This is a genomic window from Enterococcus sp. DIV0561, assembly GCF_050539875.1.
Lineage (GTDB): Bacteria > Bacillota > Bacilli > Lactobacillales > Enterococcaceae > Enterococcus > Enterococcus faecalis.
The window spans coordinates 423574-444228 of sequence record NZ_CP172927.1 but is presented as its reverse complement, the minus strand read 5'-3'; the positions used below and the strand labels follow the sequence as shown (position 1 = coordinate 444228).

Genomic DNA, 20655 nt, shown 5'->3' with positions numbered 1-20655 from the left:
AATGTTATAAGAATTCAACAGCCCATAGGTTCCTAATACGACACTTACTAAGCCTAATAGAAAAATTATCCCCAAAAAAGTGTACACTAACATTCTTAATTTTCTTGAAGAATTACTTGTTTCTCTTGTTTTAAATAAAGTGTGTATAATCAAAAACGCAAAAATAATAGAAATTAGTTGAACCATCAATATGTCTCCTTCTTACTAATTAAGTCTAGTATCATACATCTTCATGGAAAATATTTTTTATCCATATAACCTTTGTAAGAGATTACAAATAAAAATATGGATATCAAGATAATTTTAAAATTTTTAAACGCATCAAAAACAAAGTAAGCATAAAGAAAAGATATACCACCTAAAAAAATACAAGCAATAGAAATATTAAACGAAAATTTAACAAATAAGTAGAATTTATTTTTTATTTTTTCATTCAAAGCCCCTATAGTAGAGATAAAAACTGAGACTATAAAGATTATTAGAATTGACCCTATTACAAGGTACATCTTTTTCAATCCTTTCGTAAACTCTATTAAGTTAATTCAATGTAGCCATTATTGGGTATTTTGTCAATAGAATCTAATAATTTTGCAGCTTGCTTTCCAGAACTTAGAATCACACTAATAATTAATCCAACTGCTTTATCTTGTAATTAGTTTTTTGCGCCTTCTTGACCCAATTCTTTAACCATTGCAGACATTGACCCAAAACTTCCGATAATTAATACAACATTAAGCGCAGTATCTAAAACTGTTTCTAAGACGTCAACAGAAATCAAACCATGTCCAGTATTTCTAGGTTGTATTATAAAACCTTGTATCGCGTTTGATAGATATTGTTTATATTGCTCTCTAGACATCCCTTTTGCACTTCCATTTTGTAAAGCAATATCATATTGTAGATCTAAAACTTTGTTATATAATTCTAATTGAACAGGAGTCATATTTTCTTTATTGAATTCGGTTTCAAATAGAGAAACTCCTTTGTATTGATTGGCTAGCGCCTCCATCCGTTGCTCTAGCTCTTTTGTTGTAGAATTTACTTATACGTAGTTACTCTCTTCATTTGCGTATACTGTAGCCCCTGTTGTTAATATCGGTGATAATCCTAATAACATTGCAACTCCAGTAGTGATACATATTCTCTTTTTCAATATTATACCTCCTATCAGTGTTTTTTTTCTACTAAAAAAGTATATATTCATCAACTATTTACCGTTACTCAAATTCCTTAAATACACTATATTTCTCCCTATATCATTAATGGTAACTTTCCTTTTTTCATTCATATTCTCCTGTGCTATATTATTCTTTAAAATTGGACCATCAGCTGTTTTTATTGGAAAACCACACATACTTCCTCTGACACACGTTTCATTTTTGTTTTTGGTGCGCTGACCCAGAACACAAATCAAAATATACCTTAAATGTCCTGCTACATACCTAATAACAATTGGAATATAAAAAAGACCAACAAGGTATATGTAGTGCCCCCAAAAAGTTTGTCTTTTTAGTTAACATATTTTAATAGAAAATTTGTTTATTACATCACGAAATACTGTATAAAAATTGTATCAAGCACACATCACTTTTTTTAGCCTATCATTTTACGTTGACAGTCTAGCTGGTTTCTTATCTCAATTTTGAACCCATTGTTTTTCTGCTATAATCATAGTTGACGTTTGATCTGAATAATTTTTAATGATATTGTTAAATTTTGTCATTGATTGGCTTACTTCATCATCAGCACTTTTTGATCATTTAAAATTTAGATATTTAATTCTAGATCTACTAATTGAGTCTAGATTTTTTAAATTAATTTTTTTAAAAGTTTGTTTATTGTCTACAGATAAGATATATTCTATCATATACAAATTAGCTAAATAAAAATTCTGTAAATAACTTTTATTATTCAGTATCTTGTCTTCTTTACTAAGTATTGGGTATATTAGTTTTAATTTCCTATTATTTTTGTCTATTAAATACTCATATATAACATACAGTAAGAATGTATTTAGCACATATAATGGTAATTCTTTATTTTTTTTTATTATTTTGCATACCTCATTGCTATTTAAGAAAGTTGACTGATTATATTTATTAAGTAAGCTATTTGATACAATATAATACATTTCGAAAATATAATCCTTAGTAACTAATTTATATATATTGTATCCATCATTCATAAACCCGTTAAAATTAAAAGGAACTACAGTAATCAAGAATATTGAAAAATTAAATAAAGAAAAATATTGAAAAAAGTCAATTTTTACAAAAAAGGTTAATGTAAAAAAAAAGACTAAATATTGGTCCTCCGGTTAACAACCTCAGAATTTTCTTATTATTAAACGTAGTTGGCTTATATCTAAATAATCCACCAAAAATCCCCACTGTGTATTTAATCTAATCTTAAACTGATTTTCCCACGAAAGTTTTATAAACCCAAATATTAATGACTCTGGTCTAACTTTATTAAATAATCCAAAAGCTAAATGACCTAACTCATGTACAAAGATAGACAATAATAAGGCAAAGTATGCTATAGATACTAAATTTAATTCAAAAACAAGAGTAAAGATTACGAGAAGTAACGTAAAGATCATCGGAGATATAAATTTCATCTATTTTATTCTCACCTCTTTGTATTTAAGCATGCTATTTTTATCTATAAAAGAAACAGCATTTTACAATATTTCTATATGATCTAGTTTCAACTTCTATATTTGTTTCTAATGCTGTAAAACCAATCCCAATCATGCCTCAAATAACTAAACTTTTAACTAACTTCTTTTTCATTAGTATTCATCTCGAAAATAAAAATTAGAAAACGTCTTCCACGCAAGAATTGTAGCTCCATTGATCTAGTTTTGTAAACATTGAGACAAAGGTTTCTATCTAACAATTTTGTAAGTTGGTGCCCTTCGAATTTGATTAAATTAGATTTTATTCCGTTTTATTTCAAGGTAAGTATTAATACAAGTTTTAATTTTTATAAAAAAATGAATCTTACCATAGAGATTTACTAACTAATTATTTATACTTTTTATAATAGATTGGAGGTTACTATATGAGGGAAAAGTTATTAATAGGGAGTTTTTGGTTATCATTCTTTAATATTGTTTGTAAAATTCTCGGATTCATTTATCTAATACCTTGGCTAAAATTTATGGGAACTATCCACAATCAACAAACTGCTCAAGCTATTTATAATGTTGCATACTTACCTTATGCTTTATTCTTATCACTTGGTACAGCTGGATTTCCTAGTGGCATTGCTAAAAAAATTGCTGAATTAAATATTAATGGAAATAAAAACCAAATAAAAGAATTGTTCAAAAGTGGCTTGATAGTTATGGAAATAATAGGGATTCTCTCTGCTTTATTAATGTTTATTTTTGCTCCTACATTAAGTAAAATAAGTCCAATAGTTGATCATACTGCGGGTATCACAGCAATCCGTAGCCTTTGTTTTTCTTTATTAATTATTCCTATACTTAGCGCACTAAGAGGGTATTTTCAAGGTCTAAATTATAGTTTTCCTTTTGGTGTTTCCCAACTACTAGAACAATTAGTTCGAGTAGTTTGTATTTTAGTAGGAACCTATCTAATTAGAGTTCAATTTAATGGTAGTATTTTATCTGCAGTTATATTAAGTACATTTGCATCCTCCATAGGGGGAATAGTTGCATTTCTTTATCTACTTTTTATCGGAAAAAAAAGAAATTTGTTTCAACTTAAAGATTTTTACTTCTTACCTTTAAAATCTATATCTCACATGAAAGGTCTTGCTATAGATATAATCAAGGAATCATTGCCGTTTGTATATGTAGGATCGGCTATTTCTATTTTACAATTAATTGATCAATTTTCTTTAAAGGTTTTGTATTCTTTGTTTTTTCCTCAAAGTAGTTTAAGCGAACTTCAAACATTGTATACATTAGCCTCTGCAAATCCTAATAAATTAGCTCCAGTACTACTAGGTATTATTGGATCAATTACTATTTCAGCTCTACCTTTAATAAGTACTGTAAAATCAAAACCTGAGTTATTACAAGGTACCTCACAAATACTACGATTAGCCTTTACATTTTTACTACCTACTTCGATAGGAATGATAATATTATGCAATCCTCTTAATACATTATTCTTTGGATTTAATTTAGATGGAAGTAGATATTTATCAGCAACAATTATTAGCACATCTCTATTAGGGATTTTTACAATAGTATTATCTATTTTACAAGCACTAAGTTTTCATAAGAAAGCTATGCAAATCACTTCAATAACTCTTTTATTAAAACTTATTATTCAAATTCCATGTATATATCTATTTAAAGGGTATGGATTATCGATTGCTACAATTATATGTACGATGTTTACAACCATCATAGCTTATAGATTTCTAAGTAGAAAATTTGATATTAATCCAATAAAATATAACAGAAAGTATTATTCAAGATTAGTTTATTCAACTATAGTAATGACTATTTTAAGCTTACTAATGTTAAAAATCATTTCTAGTGTTTACAAATTTGAAAGTACTCTTCAACTATTTTTTTTAATAAGCTTAATCGGATGTTTAGGTGGAGTAGTATTTTCTGTAACATTATTTAGAAATAAATTTATTTCTAAATTAGGCAAGCTTTTTTAATACAACATGATTAACAGTAATAATCACTTTCTTTTTGCGATATATTATCATTAAAAGGATATAGATAATTTAAAAAATACCCCCCATTGTCGTTCAAGAATTTTGGAGTTTCCTAGCCATTAGTTTTCTTATATTCAATTATTTTTCATTGTCCTATATGAAATTTTGCAACTATTCTAAGGCTATGAAAAAAACTAACCATCCTTAAAGAATTTATATCGGCATTAGTAATTCTAATATTTATTTCTTAGAGCAAAACCACTAATTGTTAGTTAAACTCTTTTTTTATTATACAATGCTTTTACTGATAAAAGTTCTATCCTCATTTTAATAAAAGATTATTTAAGTTTCTATCTAATGAATTTTACGGATTTGCTAACGTATTATTAATTGAGTAACCTTTTTCAAAATTGTCCCTAATGCTGTGAAACCAATACTAATTTCAACACAAATAACTAAAACTTTAATTATCTTCTTTTTCATTAGCTTTTATCTCGAAAACAAAAATTATAAAACGTTTTTTAACTTACCCTAACTATTCTTATTTTCTAAATGTTACAGAATAGTTACGGTAAGTTAAATATAGTACTTTCTTTCTATTTCATTGCCTGCTACGCTCTTTTTTATCTATATATTATCCATCAAATACACATTCATACTATCTATCATAATTTTTATATTCTATTCGTTGTACAATAGTTATAAGAAATATATTCAAACAAAACGCCTTTTCTTACTTAACTATTTTAATTTTCTAGAAAGCATAATCTTTTGTACTATCTATTTACCTTAAATAATGCAATTCTATTTATCATGGAGACAAAAATTTAAAATATTACTTTATGCTTTTTGACTAACACTATTATATTAAATTGACTAACGTTTACTCTTGTAATTGATAACAAATCTCTTTAGTAGTAGAATAAACTTTACTATATACTTGAAAGAATTTATTATATAACAACACATTTTTTTCAATTGGTTGATATACTTTTTTATATTTCACAAACATTTTAATACAACTATCAATGTTTGCACACATACCACAACCAATAACTGCTAATATTGCAGCTCCCAAGCTAGGACCCTGTTCCGTTTCCAATGTAGTGATAGGAAGGCCAAAAATATCAGCCTGTATCTGAAGCCATTGTTGATTTTTCGTTCCTCCACCTACAGAAATAATTTTTTTTATTTTCAAATTTTTTCTTTGTTCCATGATTACTTTAGATTCTTTTAATGAAAAAGTTATTCCTTCAATAACTGATCGTGTAAAATGTTTTAGACTATGTCGACTATCGATACCAATAAAACTCCCCCGAATTTGACTATCTTGATACGGAGTTCTTTCTCCTCTTATATAGGGAGTAAAAATCAAGCCCTCACTTCCTACTATTACTTCATCAATATTCGCTAACAAATCAGAAAATTCTACATCTTTAGCAAATGTATCTCTAAACCATTTTAAAGAATTACCTGCTGCCAACGTTACTCCCATGGAGTAATAAGAATTAGGCAGAGCTGAATTAAATAAGTGGAGATTACCTTGATATTCGTTCTCAGCATCGTCTTCCATTGACAAAAAGACGCCACTAGTACCAATTGACAGCATTGCTACTTCAGAATTAACTATCCCAGCTCCAATAGCCGCACAAGCATTATCAGCTCCACCTGCAAAAATTTCCACTTTTGTTTCTAGTCCAAATCTATTAATCAACGAACTTCTCATATTACCAACTTTAGCTGAAGACTCAAATAATGTTGGCAAATACTCCTTAGGAATATTAAACTTATCAAGAATTGTCTTGGACCAAACGCGCTTTTTAACATCTAGCATTAACGTACCAGCTGCATCTGAATAATCCGTAGAATAACAACCAGTTAGCCAATGTACCAAATAATCCTTAGGTAACATTATATGCCTCGTTTTAGTCCAATTTTTTTCTTCATTTTCTTGAACCCATAAAATTTTTGGCAAAGTAAAGCCTTCTAAAGCAATATTTTTAGTAATTTCCTGTACTTCTCTCCCCATACAATTCATAATATCCTCACATTGTTTCGTTGTACGTACATCATTCCATAAAATAGCAGGACGAATTATTTCATTATCCTTGTCTAATAATACTAAACTATGCATTTGTCCAGATATACTAATCCCTTTCAATTCTTTTTTCATTTCGGGAAATTCACTCAATAAATCATTAATTACATTTTCAATTGCTTTAATCCAATCGTGTGGATTTTGTTCACTATATCCTGGTCTTGAAGAAAACAATGGATAATCTGATGAAGACGTAGCAATGACATCCCCTATTTCAGATACCAATAATCCTTTTAATGAACTTGTACCTAAATCTATACCTAAAACATAACTCATAATTATTAAATCCTTTCAAAAAAGCTGAAATACCTACAAAAGATATTTCAGCTCATTTTTCTTAATACAGATAATCATTTAAAATATTTTTTACATATTCTATATGACTTGATTCTATTATTGGTTCATCATTTTTTAGGGCATAATTAGTTAAACTTTCTAAATTTTCTTTTCCAGAAATAATTTTTGCTCCAATACCTTTTTTAAACGATGAATAACGCTGTTCTTTTAGATCCTCAAAGAAACGATCCTCTTTTAATTTCATCGCACTCTTTAATCCTCTCGCAAATGTATCCATTCCAGCAATGTGAGCAAGTAATAAATCTTCCATTTCAAAAGATGAACGTCTAACTTTAGAATCAAAGTTTATTCCCCCAGGTTCAATACCCCCATTTTCTAGTATTTCATACATAGCTAATGTAACATCATAAACATTAGTAGGAAATTCATCTGTATCCCAGCCAAGCAGAACATCACCTTGATTAGCATCAATTGAACCCAAGGCACCATAGTTTCGAGCTACATTAAGTTCATGTTCAAATGTATGTCCAGCTAAAGTTGCATGGTTAGCCTCTAGATTTAGCTTAAAATCCTTTTCTAACCCGTATTTTAAAATAAATGCCATAGTAGTTGCAGCATCGAAATCGTATTGATGTTTTGAAGGCTCTTTGGGTTTTGGTTCAATCAAAAATTGTGGCTTGTGTCCAATTTTTTCACCGTAAAATATAGCCATTTTGAATAGACGCGCAATATTATCTTGTTCAAACTTCATATCAGTATTTAGTAATGTTTCATATCCTTCACGTCCACCCCAAAAAACATAATTTTCTCCACCTAATTTTTTTGAAACATCTAAACCTTTTTTTACCTGAGCAGCTGCGATAGCGTATACGTTTGCATTATTTGTAGATGCTGCGCCGTTGACATAACGAGGATTTGAAAACATATTTGCAGTATTCCACAATAGTTTAATACCAGTTTCATCCATCTTTTCTTTTATTAAATCTGTAATTTCATCAATATTAGAAAAGAATTCTTTTAAAGAGTTACCTTCTGGAGCAATATCAATGTCATGAAAACAAAAATATTCAACATCTAGCTTTTCTAAAATTTCAAAAAAAGCTATAACTCTTTTTTTTGCAGTCTCCATAGGAGATTCTCCCAACCAACTTCGCTTATTAACTGCTTTTCCAAAAGGATCTGAACCGTCTTGTGTCATAGTGTGCCAGTATGCTACAGCAAATCGTAAATGTTCTTTCATAGTCTTTCCCATAATTATTTCTTCTGGGTTATAGTGTCGAAACGCGTACATATTTTTTGTGTTCGTTCCTTCATATTTAATTTTTTCGATTTTTGGGAAGTAAACCATGTTAAAAGTCTCCTTATCATCTTTAAAATTGTTATTTCAATTCGATTAATATTTTTATAATTTATATACTATTGAAAATTAATTAGTCAGAGGTAGTTTTAATTTTACTCTTCCTCTTCTTCAGCAATTTGTAACTTCGGTATTTTAATACTTTCGGTACCTATTTTCAATAAATGTTCTACAAGATTTTCCTCTTTTATAGCAAAGAATGATTCTAAAACCATTCCCAAATTAACTCCAGTTATTACCTGAATTCTTGAGTCTTCACTTGCTAGCATCATGGCAGTATTTGCTGGAGTCCCACCCATCAGATCTGCTAAAATCACAATTCTTTTTGCATCATTTAAAGTACCAATAATTTTATCTAATTTATTAAAGGTCCCTTCAATACCATCATCAGGCGTCATAGAAACAACAGGATAATTTATTTGATCACCTAAGATCATTTGAGCCGAATTCAAAATTTCTTTCGCCATAAGGCCATGGCTCATTAAAATTACTTCGTTGGTCATAATGATCTCCTTTACAATATATCTTTTAAAAAAGTCTTTTTATCATCTGGTGTCATAATTGTTGTTATTTCAATATCTCGACTTAATAGTTTCTCAAAAGCAGATCGCTCTTCATCAGTGACACTAATATTTGGTCTTAAAACAGTAGTATTATTACGATTTGACATATTACCAACATTGATTCTTTTTATCTCTAAATCATTTTCAATAAATGGTAATAAATCTACGGGTGATTTGACAATCATCAGAACATTTTGTCCTTCATATTTGCCATTTTTAATATTACTAATAGCTGTTTCTTCAGTTATGATAGACGAAGAAATTCCAGCAGGAACTGCCATTCTTAAAACCTGCTTTTGTAAATCATTTTTAGCAACGTTGTCGTTCACTACCATTAAACGTGTTACTCCCAATTTATTACTCCACATTGTAGCTACTTGACCATGGATCAAGCGATCATCAATTCTAATATTGTTAATACCTTTCATTTCCATCGAAAATGCCTCCCATAAATTATTTTATTTTAAAATACCTAGAGCCGCTAAAACAATTGACAATACCATAACACCAAGAATTAAGTAAATAGGTTTAACGTTCTTCTTTAATGCCCAGAAAACTAAACCAACTAATAATGCAGGCAATAATCCAGGCATTATTTGATCCAAAATATCTTGACCTTTCATTGAAAAATTACCCTGTTTAAAGTTTAAAGTAATATTAGCTTTAACGACTGAAGGTATTAATGCCCCCACGACCATTAATCCTAAAATCGAAGTTGACTCAGTTAATAATTTCAAACTTTTTTCTATAGTAGCAATTAATTTTGTTCCTGAGGCATATCCTGCATTAAATAATGGAATACTAACTAATTTTAGCGCTACACTTACAACAATCCATAACAAAATTCCAACTGGACTACCATCAATGGCCATATTTGCTGCAATAGCACCAAATATAGTCCAAGGAATAACTACAAATAAACTATCACCCAAACCAGCTACCGGGCCCATAAGGCCTGTCTTAATAGATGTTACAGCCTCTTCTGTGTTTTCGTCAGCATTCTCTTCCATAGCTACATTAATACCTAAAATGTAAGGTGCCACCCAAGGATTAGTATTAAAAAATTGTAAATGATTTAATACCGCTTTTTGTAATGCTTCTGGTTTATTTTTATATGCTATTTTTAAAAATGGTAATACTGCATAACAATATGCTAGCGCTTGCATCTTTTCATAATTAGAAGAAACTGAGCTTGTAAAAAACCATCTCCACAAAACACTTCGTTTAGTTTTTGTATCAATGCGTAATTTTAATTGTTCGATATTATTCATCGTCATCCATCCCCCCTGCTATATTAATCACAGTATTCTTTACTAAATCTTGACTATTTTTTTTATAAATTATTAATGCAATAGCTGCCCCTACAAGCGCTACTCCTAATAAAGGTATTTTCATATAAACAGCCATTACAAAACCAATAACAAGATAACTAAAATATTCTTTTGCAGGTAAATATCGCAGTAGTAACCCTATACCGACAGCTGGTAGTAAACCTCCAGCAACAGTTAATCCATTGGTTAGCCATTCTGGAGTATACGATAGAATTGTATTAATTAATGATGGACCGAAAATTACTGCCAATGCTACTGGTATGCCTGTTGTTGCTGCTGTTAAAAACACGCCAAACATTTGCATTTTGGTAATCATACTATAATCACCTTTTTTCACACCTGCTTCAGCTTTGTGAACCATCCAGATACCTATGGTATTTCTGATAACATCTAGTTGGACCATCAATAAAGCTACTGGTATACCAATAGAGATTCCTACAGATGGTTTTTGCCCAGTAGTAATTGTAATAAAAGTTGCTACGATACTTGCTGTTTGATAGTCAGGTATTGAAGCTCCTCCAAAATTACTTATTCCCAAAGATAGTAACTGTAAAGTACCACCGATAAATAAACCTGTTGATATATCACCTAGGATTAATCCTGTAACAAAACCCGCTGTTACCGGTTGATAAGTTCCAAACATTGTTGAGTTTTTTTCAAAGTTAATAAAAAATCCATACAGCACAATTAATACTAATTGAAAAATACTTGCTTCCATTAATTTTCCTCCTTAATTACATCAAATAATTTTGAAAATTTACCTTTTTCACTTGTTTTGATAAAAATCGGGATTTGTTGAATGTCTGCTTCGACTACCACTGTTTTTCCACCATCAAAGTTTTCTCTTGTCCATAGGTTTGTCCAACTTTCACCTTTTGGTAAATAAACTTCTCGACTAGTCTCTTTATAATTTTCAATAGGCGCAACAAGAATCGCATCTCCAAATAAATAGGTATCTTCAATATTCCAAGCATTCTGATCATGTGGATATTCATAAAATAATGTTCTCATAAGTGGATCACCAAACTCATGGGCCTGTCTCATCAACTTACTAATATAAGGCTTCAATTCTTCTCGTATTTTTATATATTTCGTTAGTATTTGTTCGACTTCTTTACCATAAGACCAAATTTCATTTGGAGCTCCGGTAACCATTGATCCTCCTCCATGATCAGATAATGGTTTGCTGTGTGGTAAGCGATCACCATGCATTCGTAAAATAGGCGAAAATGTTGCATATTGGAACCAGCGGACTAGTAATTCTCTAAACTCAGGATCTTTAGGATCTCCTCCATGAAATCCTCCAATATCTGTTGTCCACCAAGGTAACCCAGCCAACCCAACGTTTAATCCAGTATTTACTTGATTACGAAAAGCTTCAAAGCTAGAATCAATATCTCCTGACCATAACAAAGCTCCATAGCGTTGTGCCCCTGCCCATCCACCTCTTACAAGTGTAACAACTGATTGATTATTTCCTAAACCTTCAGAAATCATTGATAAATAATCGATTGGATACAAATTCCCAATTTGTAAATCGGTTCCTTTTTTATATCGATAATTATCGAAATCATATACAGAATACCCAGGCTCAGCTACATCTAGCCAAAAATATTTAACTCCTTTGTTAACATAATTCTTTTTAATGAGGTTCCAAACATATTCTCGTGCTTTCTCATTAGTCATATCAACAAAAATTGTATTTCCTTGAATTTGCATTGTTAATCTAACGCCACGATTTACTTTCACTAAGTAACCATTTTCTAGATATTCATTAAAATTCATTGCATCAGTTTGTACAGTAGGCCATATGGAAATAATTGGCTCTACATTATATTCATCTCTTAATGTTCTTAAAAATTGTTCAGGTTGAGGCCAATATTCTTCATCAAATCGATATTCACCTTGTTTAGGCCAATGGAAATAGTCAATAGCTATAGTTGAAAGTTTTATTCCCAAAGCATAGTATTTTTTTACAACATCCATTACTTCATTTGGAGATCGATAGCGTAGTTTACTTTGCCATAATCCCAATAAGTTTTCAGGCATTTTAGGAACTTTACCAGTTAAATCACTATAATTTCGAAGTATCTCTTTTGGGGTATCACCTGCAATTACTACATAGTCAATATAATTAGTAGAAGCCATTTTCCATCGAGTCATGTTTTTAGCAAATGATACCTCTCCTATACCTGGATTATTCCATAAAAATCCATATCCTAAACTCGATACATAGAATGGTATAGATACTTGTGAGTTTCTTTGAGCTAATTCTAGAACTGTATTCTTCAAATCAAGATAAGATTGTTGATATTGTCCCATTCCAAAAATCTTCTCACTTGATTCAGATTCAAATCTAGTTGTAACCTGAAAACCACCTTGTAAATTAGAGTGGTATTCTCTAGACTTCAACTTCAGCGTTGAATTAAAATCTTTAGTTATTTCAATTGTACCTGCATCTTCACTTCCGTCATCATGTTTGACAGCTCTCAATCTGATAAACTCTTTTAATAGCACTTCATTTTTTTCATTATAAAAAGTCAATCGGTCCCGATGGTCTAACACAACTCTAATTTTCCCGTTTATTAATTCTGTCTTATTTTCGTCTTGATTTATTATGACTGTACCTAAAGCATCAGGCTCACCAATTAAAGAATTAAGTCTATTTTCAAAGTTCATATCTACAAACGATCTGACTCTAACGGCATTTTCACCCCAAGCTTCTACAATCAATAATTCATCATCAAAAGTTCTCGAAAAAGATTTTGGTGTAACTTCAATCACATCTTCCAACCCACTTTCAATTTCTTCTTAATTAGTTTGTATATGATAACAATACTAGTAATCGCAACAATACAAACGCTTTCATACGCACGCCTTTTGCTCTCTCTGTGTCAACAAAAGGTTATAGATTAATTTGTTTTCACGATAAACTAATTAACTAAAAAAATAAACATAAGATAATAAGCATCAATGACTTGAAATTTATTCGTTAGCACGTTAAACTAATTAATAAATAGACTATAAAACAGGCTCAGTAAAATGTCAACTGTAAACGCTATATTTTTTTTGATAAATTAATTTGCTTTTAGCAAATAGGAATCTTAAACTTTAATTACAACTAATTTATTCTAATTTAAGGAGAGAAAAATGATTTCCAGCAAATACACTATTAGAGAACAAAATGAAGCTCAAATACTTAATCAAATTATAAAACATAGAGAAATATCTAGAGCCGAATTAAGTAAGATCACCTCTTTAAATAAAGCATCTGTTTCTTCAATTACAAACAAACTAATAAACGATGGATTCATCATTGAAAAAAGGATCGGAGAAGCTACAAATCGAGGAAGAAAACCTATCATGCTGACCTTTAACGGTAGTTCTTCAGCCTTAGTAATTGCAATTGATCTAGGCTATAACTATATAGATGGCGCATTAGCTTCTTTAGATGGAAAAGAAATCCATAGGGTTCAACTTATTGATACCTATGTTAACAAAAAAAATGTCCAAGATTTAATTCATAAAGTATTCAATCAGCTTACTTCAGATTGTCCTCATACCCATTATGGCATAGTAGGTATGACAATAGCTCTTCAAGGTCAAGTTCTAAATAATAAAATTATCAGTACTTCCTACAATGATCTTGCTGAAATAAACCTAGTTGAAATGTTAAACCAAGAATACAACTTCCCAGTATTCTTACAAAATGAAGCTAATTTATCAGCGTTGGGTGAATATACTTTTTCATCAGATATAGAAAACTTAGCATCCATTAGTCTTCATAGTGGCATTGGTGTCGGACTTGTGAAAAATGGTAAACTAGATGTTGGTAATAAAGGTTATGCTGGACAATTAGGACATACTATTTTGTTTCCCAATGGAAGAAAATGTACTTGTGGAAATCATGGTTGCTTAGAAAAATATTGCTCTACACAAGTGATTTATCACGAAATTTCGAAAGAGAAAAATCTCAATAAAATAAATTCAGATGTAGTTTCTATTCTATATAATAACAAAGAATCAAAAGTTGTTAAAATGATTGAACAATATGCCTACTATTTATCTATTGGTGTTAATAATGCTATCATGTTATATGCACCTGAATTAGTAATTTTCAATAGTCCATTAACAAAAAAAATTCCAGATATAATAAACATAATCCAAAGAAATTTAAACAATCAATTTACAAAAGACGTATTAGTTATTAACAGCCCTATCGAATGGAATCCTGTAATTAGTGGAGCTATCTCACTTTCAATACAGAAATTTTTAAATATTGAACAATTAAAACTCGGTAAATTAAATAAAATTTAGTACAACAAGAGCTTGAAAAATCCAGATAACAATTAATAAGATTGATTGACATCTGGATTATTTTTTGTATAAAAATAAGAACACCTTTGCTAAAATAAAAGTGACCAAACAAATAGGGAACTGACCCAATAAACTGAGACAAAAAAAGCACCTCTTGTTGAATTCACGTTAAAATGAATTTAACTAGGAGGTGCTTTTTCAATGAGAAATTGAGTATCTTATCCTATTTACATCAAAGAAATGGCTATACAGATGAAAAAAGAGAATATTCCTGTAAAAACGATTATGGAAGAATTAGGAATTAAAAACAAAACACAAATTGACACATGGTGGCGTTGGGGTATCGTAATGGCGAGAATCATCATCGTCTGATTCAACCCGTTGAAAAAAATATGCTTATGGAAAAGGTCCAGAAAATCTATCAAATGAACAGCAGCTTAAAAATGAAAATAACTATTTAAAAATGCACATTGAGGTGCTTAAAAAGTTCAAAGAATTGGAAAGAACGTGGAGCCAGAAGTATTTGTAGAATTAGTTAAAAGAATGAAAGGAAAATTACCCATTACTGCATTGTGTCAACTTTTCGGCATTTCGCGAGCTACTTATTATCGTTGGACTCATCGAAAAGACTTGGGAAAGTTAACGCCTCTTGAAGAAGCTGTTCGTCGACTTTGCTTCCAGCATAAGTTTCGATATGGCTATCGAAAGATTACTGCGTTGATTAATCAGGAATACAAAGTAAATAAAAACACCGTACAAAAGATTATGCGGAAATATCATTAGAATTGTCGCGTGAAAATGAAGAAACGCAGTAAAGTGGGACAACCTTACACGGTTGTCGAGAACAAGCTAAATAAGTAATTTTCTTCAGACGCTCCTTTAAAGAAATTGGTAACAGATATTACTTATCTGCCTTTTGGTAAAAAGCAATTGTATTTGTCTTCAATTATGGATTTATACAATGGTGAATTTATCGCCTATACCATCGGTGATAAGCAAGATACGGATTTTGTTCTGGATACATTTGATCAATTGCCTCAAACAACGGATTGTCTATTGCATAGTGATCAGGGCTCTGTTTATACTTCTTTTGACTACCAGAACCAAATAAAAAAAGGCATTACCATGAGTAGGTCCCGAAAAGGGACACCTTCAGATAATGCTTGCATCGAATCGTTTCATGCCTCACTAAAGTCCTGAAACGTTCTATCTAGATGGGCTCACAAATGAACCTACATCCATTAAATCTTTACTTTTTGGCCAAAACACAACCTCCGAAAATAATGATTAAAACCACCTATCTAGTAGGCGGTATTGGAAGAAATAGTCTCTGAAGAACATTTCAACGTAACAGTCTATAAAAATTTTATCGTATTTACTTTTCTATTCAATCTTAACTTCTCTAAAAAATCTTGGTACAATCATTCATGACTTTCATTTAAACTAGGAGGAAATCATGAATATACTCTTCTTAAGTATCTGCCTTTTTTATATAGCCACTATCTTAACAGGAGTTTATCACTTGCGAAATAACAAAAAGAAATAAAGAGAACATTTATTTTCCACCCTAAAATAAAAAGGTAACAACCGCAAAAAAATCGAGGTTTAAATTCATGACACTATTATATTGAGGGTGCGATCGTTACCTTAGTTCATTTTACCAATTTTTTTGCTAATTTTAAATCCCTCATTATTTCTTCTTTTTCAATACAAACACAAGACGGATCAACAATAAGAAAATAGTTCCTATTAAGCCAAATAGAAACACTATTTATTCTCCAGTAGATGTGGTATTGTTCAAGTTCTATTTGAAACTGGACATGTTACTGATTAATATTGGTATTGATACAGTATCATTAAGTAGTAAATGATTCGCTAAAAAATTTGTTGCTAATCAAAAAGTAAAAAGGGGGAGGTTCTTGGAACATTGGACAACCCAATGATCAAAAATTCAGGCCTTTATGATACAATAATGGTTATTATAACAAACTCTAAAGGTTATTCAGAAGTAATTCCTATTACTAAAAATAAAATTGCTGAAGGTATATTCTTATTGTCAACTAAATAAATTATTAAAATTTAATAGACTTTCTATACAAAGAGAGCCTATTTTTTATTATAGTCAATCATAGGTTAATGTTAATTAAAAGACGTATTTAAAATGAAAATAAATAACTATTTCAAAATTCAAATTTCATTGATTAGTATTACTTAAATTATTTAAAAATCTTTTAATTTATAAAATAAGTTGTAACAATTACTTATTTGTCAACAACTACATCTTACTTCACACCCAGAGCAACCATCTAAATAAAAAGATTGATTTTTATAGTATGACAATTTTTTTTCGTCAATAGTAATATGTTTTCGTCGGGCAATTTCATTAGCGATTACGGCAAAACGTTGGCGAAATTTATATATATAACAAAAAATGGTATTACCTTTACGTACATTTGGACCGGTTAAGAAAATATTTTTAGCTATTGTCGATTCATCAAAATCATTTAAAAGAACCTCTCCATTTTCCTTATACTTAAACAATGATGCAGTAATAGATTTTGTGCCATTTTTAAAACCTGTACAAAGAATTGGTATATTTTCTACAGGTAATGATTTCCCATTTTCTGTAATCAATATATAACTAGTAGACTTTTTTTCAATTTTTTTAACTTTGGTAGTTGTGTATATTTTAATACTATCTAATTTTTTTTGGTTTACACGTAAATCAAAAAATCTCTGTCTTGTGCGTGGTGCTAACCTTTTGCTCGGGTCAGCATCTCTTATATTTAACCCCAAAGTATCTGTATAAATTGTAACTCGTTTACCTAATTTAGCTAATTCAATAGCTGCATCAATCGCACTCTCATTTCCTCCGATAATCGTCTGCTTATCCCCTTTAATTTCAATCCAAGAATTAATCTCGCCATAATGTAAACTATTCTTATAAGCACCTTTAATACTAGATTTATTTGGAAAAGAGAACTCTCCCATCGCAAAAATTACATATTCTGCATAAATAAATCCTTTTGTTGTTTCAAGCAAATAACCAGTTTTTTCTTTTTTAATAGATTGAACTTTACAATTTGTCTTAATAGGTAACTTATATTCTTCTGAAACTAATTGTAGGTATTTAGCATAATCTTTTCCAGATAAACGTTCCTCACCTAAAGTATATGAAGGAGATGTATCAATTGCTATTGCATTTAAATCAGGCATCCCAAATCCATTACTTGTAAAAGAAGGAGTGATAAATCTTGTTTGCTCAGGCCATTTAATAAAACTATTACCTACCTGCTTTCTCTCTAAAATAGCAAAATTATTTATGCCAAAATCTTTTAAAGCAACCCCCATACCTACGCCAGCAGCGCCTGCTCCAATAATTATAACTTCTTTATTTTCCATTATTTACCTCCACTAAAATTTAAAGTCTTCAAATTTCTTCCTGAGTGTTATTATTGACTATTATTTTGATATTCATACACACTAGGAATAATTTTAATTTTTTTATTTAATACATTGAGAATAACAATCATTTACTATTTTTTTCAATAAATAATGAATCAAAAGACTTAAACTAAGGCTCCAAATACTGATTAAAAAAGTCCCAAATAATTGAAGAAAAAAGTCCCCTTTTTCTGCCATGACACCAGTTAAAATCGATCCTGCAATTCCACCCACTGCATTCATCCCAAAAGAATCTGCAGCGTCATCAAAATTTGCTATGCTTAGATGCATTATGTGAATAACAATTGGACAAAGGGTACATACAATTACCGAAATTAATAAACTAAATGCAGGAGATACATATCCAACCGAGCAAGTACTACCTACTAATCCGCCGATTATTCCATTCATTATAGAATAGATAGATACTTTTTTTATTAAAATCCATTGGGTAAAAGTCCAGCTAATGCTACCGCCTAAAATTGAAATAAGTGTATTTAACCAAACTTGAATGGCTTCTTCACCGATTTTTCCAGAAGGTGCCATATTAAATCCGAACCATCCTAAGGTAATAAACAGCATTCCTACAAAAGCTATCATTTCTTGTGATTTAAATATCAATGAATTCTTTAAACGTATTGGTGATGTTATTGCTAAAACAAGACTTCCTATTCCAGCGGTAGTATGGACTACTAGTCCGCCTGAATAATCCAGTACTCCCATTTTCCCTAGCCAATTTCCATGTCCCCATAACGAAAAGCAAATAGGTGCATAAACAAATACAATCCACAAAGGAACAAACAACACAATATATTTCCAATTACCTCTTTCTAATACTGAACCAATTATCATAATTACAGAATATAAGCAAAAAAGTAATTGTATCAGTATAGAAACAATTTCACTAGAAGCTAAGGGGCTATAAAAGATACTATATTGAATATTTCCAAAAAAACTTAATGAGTATCCTACAAATAACCAACATAGAGTACCAGAAATAATAGTTACTAAACCCAAAATTAAAGTATGATGTATATATCTGTGATTAACTAGACCAACATAGTATAAAATTACTCCAAAAATCATTAACCACATAAAACAAAAGCAAACAAAAATAAATAGGTTATTCATAAAACCTCCATTTAATTAACTGTAAATCATTACTTTCACTTAAAATATAACATTTATAAATGTTATTTAATAAGGACAATCCCATCTCATATTTGTTATTACATTCTTCCAAATAAAACTAAACTATATTGATATTAATGCAATAAAATATTTACAAAAAATCATTTTTTAGCATGTATGCCAAAAAATGATTTTAGTAAATATAATAATCCTTAGAATATTGTTGAACAATTTCTAAAATGAATCTGTGAGGAATACAGATACTAGTTTGCCCTGGTTCTGATATCCATCCTGTTTTCACCGCAATTTGATCTGGACTATTATCTTTTTTTACACGAACGTGCCCATTTTTAACTTCTATAGTATTATATTGCCCTTTTGATGGATAATATGTTTTGATAAATTCTTTTGAATCATCTAAATTTATACGCTCAATCTCTTTCCCATCTATCTTGACCACAGCATATTTAGTGTCGTCAAAACTTTTGGAGTTAAATGGATTATTGTGAAAAAAAATAAAATATGGAGAAAAAGAGATAGCTATTAAAAAGATAATAACTATTATGTCTCCTTTTTTCATCAGACCCTTTTTACACATTTTTAATTAGTGAACTGTTTTTCCATTTGTTTCTGAACATCTTGTCTTTACTCACCTTTCTTCAAGAAATTGTTGAATTTGAATCCGTACATCATAGGCACAATCTTTATCATTCAGTAATAATATTAATTCTTCTTTTAAACAAACGGGAACTTCCCAAAAACCATCTATTTTCTGGAAATAATCAGGGTCATAATTATTAAAAAACGGGTACAATTTTAAAAATTCTTCAAAAGATAAATCATATTCTTCATAAAAGTCTTTAACTAATCCTTTTTTAAGAGCCTCTTCTGTTGGAGTGCCATTTTCATTAATAATATTCTTCATAACCATTATTCTGTATAATTCAGACTTATCATATCTTTCTTGTTCATAATCTTGATAAAATTGAAAGCTCTGTTCCACAAGTGGTGGATAAATAATATTCATTTTCTTCAATACTATTACCTCCTATTTTTTATCCATCACTTTTTTTCCACCATAATAGCCTTTTAAAGATACATGATGACTTTTACGATAATCACCAAGATTCTCATCAAACGAAATTTCAGGTGATTTTAATTTTTCATGTGTTCGACGCAATCTTTTTTTTGTTTTCGATGTTCTTCTCGCTGGTACAGCCATATTTATTACCTCCTGTGTTATAAAAGTTGCTGAAATACTTGAGCATTCAAACTATACTATTTGAAACTATTTATAGCGAAATATTACAGATAAAGCGAACAAATCGTAATGATTACGTTTTGTTCGCTTTATACTATCAAGCTGTGTCTAATTTGTCAATAACCTTTCTATAATAAATTAGTCTAGCATATAGCATAATTTATTAATTTTAAGATATTATTGATTACTTTTAACAAAAAATGGAT

Annotated in this window: 16 protein-coding genes and 1 pseudogene; 4 read left to right on the top strand and 13 right to left on the bottom strand. The window is 29.9% G+C overall.

Annotation, left to right across the window (positions count from 1 at the left end):
- Nucleotides 1-652: 652 nt before the first annotated feature.
- Complete coding sequence (locus tag IGM13_RS02245) at nucleotides 653-1009, bottom strand: hypothetical protein (protein WP_002377964.1); 357 nt, start codon at nucleotides 1007-1009, stop codon at nucleotides 653-655.
- Nucleotides 1010-3066: 2057 nt separating this feature from the next.
- Between IGM13_RS02245 and IGM13_RS02240 the strand changes: the two genes are divergently transcribed.
- A complete protein-coding gene (locus IGM13_RS02240; RefSeq protein WP_002377961.1) occupies nucleotides 3067-4650 on the top strand; it encodes a putative polysaccharide biosynthesis protein in 1584 nt (527 codons plus the stop codon).
- Between the two features lie 883 nt (nucleotides 4651-5533).
- On the opposite strand, the gene xylB is transcribed toward IGM13_RS02240, so the two are convergent.
- From xylB to IGM13_RS02205, 7 genes are all read right to left on the bottom strand, one after another.
- A complete protein-coding gene (xylB, locus tag IGM13_RS02235) occupies nucleotides 5534-7024 on the bottom strand; it encodes a xylulokinase (protein WP_002358556.1) in 1491 nt (496 codons plus the stop codon).
- A 61-nt stretch (nucleotides 7025-7085) separates the two neighbouring features.
- A complete protein-coding gene (gene xylA, locus IGM13_RS02230) occupies nucleotides 7086-8393 on the bottom strand; it encodes a xylose isomerase (protein ID WP_002358555.1) in 1308 nt (435 codons plus the stop codon).
- 104 nt (nucleotides 8394-8497) lie between these two features.
- Nucleotides 8498-8905 (bottom strand): PTS sugar transporter subunit IIA, encoded by a 408-nt coding sequence (locus IGM13_RS02225; RefSeq protein ID WP_002358554.1) that lies wholly within the window; start codon nucleotides 8903-8905, stop codon nucleotides 8498-8500.
- Nucleotides 8906-8916: 11 nt separating this feature from the next.
- A complete protein-coding gene (locus IGM13_RS02220) occupies nucleotides 8917-9399 on the bottom strand; it encodes a PTS sugar transporter subunit IIB (RefSeq protein WP_002358553.1) in 483 nt (160 codons plus the stop codon).
- Between the two features lie 24 nt (nucleotides 9400-9423).
- Nucleotides 9424-10236, bottom strand: a complete 813-nt coding sequence (locus IGM13_RS02215; protein ID WP_002358552.1) for a PTS system mannose/fructose/sorbose family transporter subunit IID — start codon at nucleotides 10234-10236, stop codon at nucleotides 9424-9426.
- Nucleotides 10229-11014, bottom strand: coding sequence for a PTS mannose/fructose/sorbose/N-acetylgalactosamine transporter subunit IIC (locus tag IGM13_RS02210; RefSeq protein ID WP_002358551.1), 786 nt, complete (start codon nucleotides 11012-11014; stop codon nucleotides 10229-10231). The genes IGM13_RS02215 and IGM13_RS02210 overlap by 8 nt, the downstream gene beginning before the upstream one ends.
- Nucleotides 11014-13089 (bottom strand): glycoside hydrolase family 31 protein, encoded by a 2076-nt coding sequence (locus IGM13_RS02205; protein WP_002382850.1) that lies wholly within the window; start codon nucleotides 13087-13089, stop codon nucleotides 11014-11016. Before IGM13_RS02205 ends, IGM13_RS02210 begins: the two co-directional genes overlap by 1 nt.
- A 357-nt stretch (nucleotides 13090-13446) precedes the next feature.
- Here IGM13_RS02205 and IGM13_RS02200 point away from each other — a divergent pair, with 357 nt between their 5' ends.
- The 3 genes and pseudogenes from IGM13_RS02200 to IGM13_RS02190 all read left to right on the top strand — a co-directional run.
- On the top strand, nucleotides 13447-14613 hold the full coding sequence (locus IGM13_RS02200) for an ROK family transcriptional regulator (protein WP_002358549.1): 1167 nt from the start codon (nucleotides 13447-13449) through the stop codon (nucleotides 14611-14613).
- 507 nt (nucleotides 14614-15120) lie between these two features.
- Nucleotides 15121-15396, top strand: coding sequence for an IS3 family transposase (locus tag IGM13_RS02195; RefSeq protein ID WP_002367939.1), 276 nt, complete (start codon nucleotides 15121-15123; stop codon nucleotides 15394-15396).
- A 102-nt stretch (nucleotides 15397-15498) separates the two neighbouring features.
- Nucleotides 15499-15813, top strand: a pseudogene (locus IGM13_RS02190) (transposase); the annotation flags it as partial.
- 1068 nt (nucleotides 15814-16881) lie between these two features.
- On the opposite strand, the gene IGM13_RS02185 reads toward IGM13_RS02190, so the two are convergent.
- The 5 genes from IGM13_RS02185 to rpmF all read right to left on the bottom strand — a co-directional run bounded on the left by IGM13_RS02185 (nucleotide 16882) and on the right by rpmF (nucleotide 20410).
- A complete protein-coding gene (locus IGM13_RS02185) occupies nucleotides 16882-18015 on the bottom strand; it encodes an NAD(P)/FAD-dependent oxidoreductase (protein ID WP_002377959.1) in 1134 nt (377 codons plus the stop codon).
- Nucleotides 18016-18117: 102 nt separating this feature from the next.
- Nucleotides 18118-19188, bottom strand: a complete 1071-nt coding sequence (locus tag IGM13_RS02180; protein WP_010710139.1) for an ammonium transporter — start codon at nucleotides 19186-19188, stop codon at nucleotides 18118-18120.
- A 193-nt stretch (nucleotides 19189-19381) separates the two neighbouring features.
- Entirely contained in the window at nucleotides 19382-19786 is a 405-nt protein-coding gene (locus IGM13_RS02175; protein ID WP_002358541.1) for a NusG domain II-containing protein, read from the bottom strand.
- Nucleotides 19787-19837: 51 nt separating this feature from the next.
- On the bottom strand, nucleotides 19838-20215 hold the full coding sequence (locus tag IGM13_RS02170) for a hypothetical protein (protein WP_002382844.1): 378 nt from the start codon (nucleotides 20213-20215) through the stop codon (nucleotides 19838-19840).
- A 21-nt stretch (nucleotides 20216-20236) separates the two neighbouring features.
- Complete coding sequence (gene rpmF, locus IGM13_RS02165; protein ID WP_002358539.1) at nucleotides 20237-20410, bottom strand: 50S ribosomal protein L32; 174 nt, start codon at nucleotides 20408-20410, stop codon at nucleotides 20237-20239.
- Between the last annotated feature and the right edge of the window lie 245 nt (nucleotides 20411-20655).